Source organism: Psychroserpens sp., from assembly GCF_045105015.1.
In the GTDB taxonomy this organism is placed as follows: domain Bacteria; phylum Bacteroidota; class Bacteroidia; order Flavobacteriales; family Flavobacteriaceae; genus Psychroserpens.
The window spans coordinates 1-4,232 of record NZ_JBGCCX010000086.1 but is presented as its reverse complement, the minus strand read 5'-3'; the positions used below and the strand labels follow the sequence as shown (position 1 = coordinate 4,232).

Genomic DNA, 4,232 nt, shown 5'->3' with positions numbered 1-4,232 from the left:
AAATTTCTCAGATTTAGATGCTACAAAACAACAGCTTTGGGAACTAAAATCGCAATACCAAAGAAAAGAGGATTATACTCCAGAAGAGTTTTATGACAGAGCTGGTATTTGGGCTGAATTTGGAAAAATCGTTTGTATTTCAGTTGGTTATTTTACGTATCAAGGCGAGGTTAGAACGTTTAGAGTTACCTCTTTTTATGGTGATGAAATTAAAATCCTTAAAGATTTCAAAAATCTTTTAATCTCACATTTTAGCCAGACAAAACATTTACTCTGTGCCCATAATGGTAAAGAATTTGATTTTCCATATATCGCTAGGCGAATGATTATTCATAACATAGAATTGCCTTATAAATTAAATCTCTTCGGAAAAAAACCATGGGAAGTGCCACATCTCGATACCTTAGAACTATGGAAGTTTGGAGACTATAAAACATATACATCTTTAAAATTACTAACTAATGTTTTAGGAGTACCATCACCAAAAGATGATATTGATGGAAGTGAAGTTTACAGCGTTTATTATAAAGAAAATGATATAGATCGTATCATCACGTATTGTGAAAAAGACACCATAGCTGTTGCTCAAATCTTCTTGAGATTACGAGGTGATGAACTGCTTCATGAGAATGAAATTATCCATATTTAAGCTCGCAAAAAGGATTGAACGATGTGTTTGAAATCCTTTTTTGAAAAAAAAGATTGAGTCGTGAAAGCCTGTTTTCAAGCTTATCTTGAAATTTGCCCAAATAAAAAAAGCCCAGACATAACATCTGAGCTTTTTAGGGTTAAAAATTAGTTAGTTATTGTTTAATAAATCGTTTAATCATAGTTTCTTCATGTGTTGTAAAGATAATTTGATAGATTCCACCATCTAGAGTACTTACGTCAATTACATTTCCATTAAGTTTACCTCGAGTTACAATTTGTCCAATGGAATTATAAATTTCAAAACTCACATTAGTATAAGTTGTGCTAATATTTAATACATTCCCCTTTACTGGATTTGGGTGTAACTTAATTTCTTTTACACTAATTATAGGAGAAACAGAAACCTCATCTCCTCTAGCAGATGAAGCAGATGTCAAGTTAATATTATCAATAGCGATATCTGCTTGCCAAGTATTTCCAGTTACTCTGTTAAAACGCAGTTGGACGCTACCACCAACATACGCTGATAAATTAACATTTGCCGATTGCCATGAATTCCCTAAGTTCCCTGAACTATTCCAAATTGACGACCAACTTGCGCCATCATCATTACTAGCTTCTAAAGCTATCGTACCCATATTATTTGCTCCAAATTGATGATAATCAAAACTGAATGTTGCTGAAGATTGAGAACTTAAATCAAAACATGGTGAATTTAATATTGCTCGTTTTGTTGGATACCCAGTATTATTTCCTGAAGCTTCAACAAATATGTAGAAATTACCTTGAGTTGCATTTGAAGGTCCTGTCCCATTTGAAGGCGTACCATTTGCGTCTCTTGTCCAATTTAAATCATCAGCACCAGACTGTGTCCATCCTCCAAAATTGCTTTCGAAACTTTCAGCGTAAGGATAAGCAGTGATTCCTCCTGAACAACCAGAAACAATAACTTCACCTTCTGATAAACTCACATCATCAATAGCTATGTCAGCCTGCCATGTGCTACCAGTTATTCTATTAAATCTCAACTGGATGCTTCCACCAACATAAGCGTTAAGATTCACATTAGCAGTTTGCCAAGAATTTCCTAGGTTTCCTGAACTGTTCCAAATTGATGACCAGCTTGCTCCATCATCATCACTAACTTCTAAATCAATACTTCCCATATTAGCAGAACCAAATTGGTGATATGAAAAGCTTAATGTCGCTTCAGTTAAGCTTGATAAATTGAAACAAGGTGAGTTTAAAATAGCTTGTTTTGTTGGATACCCAGTACCATTTCCAGAAGCTTCAACATATACATAAAAAGAACCTTCGGTTGCACTTGATGGCCCTGTTCCGTTTGAAGGAGTTCCATTAGCATCTCTAGTCCAATTAATATCATCTGCAGAAGACTGTGTCCAACCTCCAAAATTACTTTCGAAACCTTCTGAATAAGGATAGATATCAATACCACCTGAACAGCCAGTTGAAGGCTCTAAAACGTTTACTGTTCTAACAACTTCTATAGCATCATTTCCTGCTGCATCAGAAACATTGTATGTAATATTATAAATTCCAGAAGCTACTGTGTTTACGTTACCTACGGTGACAATACTTGAGGTTAAGTTTCCATCAATGTTATCTGTTGCTGTTGCTCCTTGTTCGTTATAAGTATCTCCAACATTTAAGCTAATTGTCGATGCTCCAATTAATGTAATTACTGGAGCTGTGGTATCTGCAACTATATTTACAGTACGAGTAACCTGATTTGCATTATTCCCTGATGAATCGCTTACATTATAATTAACAAAGTACGTCCCAGCAGTAGCTGTATTAACAGTACCTGAAATCACAATGTTAGATGTTAAGTTTCCGTCTAAATTATCTGAAGCTGTTGCACCTTGCTCGCTATAAGTATCTCCAACATTTAAGCTAATTGTCGATGCTCCAATTAATGTAATTACAGGAGCTGTTGTATCGGGATTTACAGTAACGGTTCTAGTAACTTCAGTAGCAGCATTTCCTGCAGCATCACTAACATTATAGGTAATAGTATACGATCCAACTGTATTTGTGTCTATAATATCTCCACCAACAACAATACTAGATGTTAAATTACCATCAATATTATCTGATGCCGTAGCACCTTGATCTGAATAAGAATTACCAAGTTCTAAACTGATATTTGATGAACCTATAAGTGTAATCACAGGAGCTGTAGTATCAGGAATTACATTTACTGTTCGAGTTACTTCATTAGCAGCATTTCCTGCAGCATCACTAACATTATAAGTTACTACATATGTTCCTCCTAAACTTGTATTTACGGTATCACCACCAATAACAATACTTGAAGTTAAATTTCCATCAACATTATCAGTCGCTGTGGCTCCTATTTCTGAGTACGAATCTCCTACATTTAAATTTACTGTAGAAGCACCATTTAATGAAATAACAGGAGCTTCGAGATCAGGTCCAGAACCTTCAATCACTACAGAATAATCTTCAACTTCTCCATAGGTAAAATTATCACATGGACCTGGAACTTGATTATATCGCATAATAACTCGCATTCTTGTTGTGTTTTCTATAGCACCTGAAGGAATTGTAAAACTTCCAGTAACAGAGGTCGCTTGAGTATTACCTTGCGAAAACACTTGCTCATTAGCATCAGTAAAATCACCATCTCTGTTGTAATCAATCCAAACTCCATATGCTTCATTATAAACTGTACCAGTCCAAGTAGGTGTTACAGTAATTGTATATTGAGCATCCTTAGTTAAGGTTGTAGAAATACTGGTAAAATCTGAATAAAACTGAGGTCCTGAAGTATTATCAATTGTATTTAATTGAACTCTGCTGATATATTCATCGTTTGTATTTGTACTTGCAGCATTACAATAATTTAATTGAACGTCTGTCGTGGTAAAGTTTACTGAACTACTGTAAGCAGAATTACTTCCGACAGAACATTTGCTCCTTACTTGAGATTCATATTGAGTTAATGCTGTTAATCCAGTAATGTTAAAAGATATTCCATTTACAGATGAAGTAATCCAAGAAGATGCACCAAGCTCACGATATCTTAAATCATAACTTGCTCCTGGTACAGCAGCCCAACTTAAAGTTGCCGAAGTTGTTGAAATATTTGATGCAGCCAATCCAGTAGGTACATCTGCATTACATACCACTGGTGCTCCAATAGTAAAGTTTGAATTTGAAATATCGAAGAAGATATTATTAGATCCTCTTACCATTATTCTATTTTGATTACCTTGATTATTAGGAACAACAATATCATGTGATCCATCATTAGTAACTCCAGAAGCTAATGAAACTGTGTATGTATCTCCTCCATCTGTAGATAAGAAAATATCTACGTTTGCTGCATTTATACCGTTTGCTGTTGTCCCTGCGACATCCCAAGTTACTGCTTGAGATGAGCCTACATTCCATATTACATTTGTATTTGGTGAATTCACAACAAAAGGTCCTGCAGCATCTTCTACAACGACAATCATATTATCACTGTTATTCGTAGCTCCGCCCGCCCTATTATCTCTTACTGTAAATCTAAAATTTAATGTTCTATCTACTTC

General features: G+C 35.0%; 2 protein-coding genes. One reads left to right on the top strand and one right to left on the bottom strand.

Annotation, left to right across the window (positions count from 1 at the left end):
* Positions 1–649: 3'-5' exonuclease (locus tag AB8B90_RS06630; protein ID WP_405334957.1), on the top strand; the 649-nt coding region annotated here is incomplete at its 5' end.
* A gap of 154 nt (positions 650–803) precedes the next feature.
* Here the strand turns inward: AB8B90_RS06630 and AB8B90_RS06625 are convergent.
* Positions 804–4,232: immunoglobulin-like domain-containing protein (locus tag AB8B90_RS06625; protein WP_405334955.1), on the bottom strand; the 3,429-nt coding region annotated here is incomplete at its 5' end.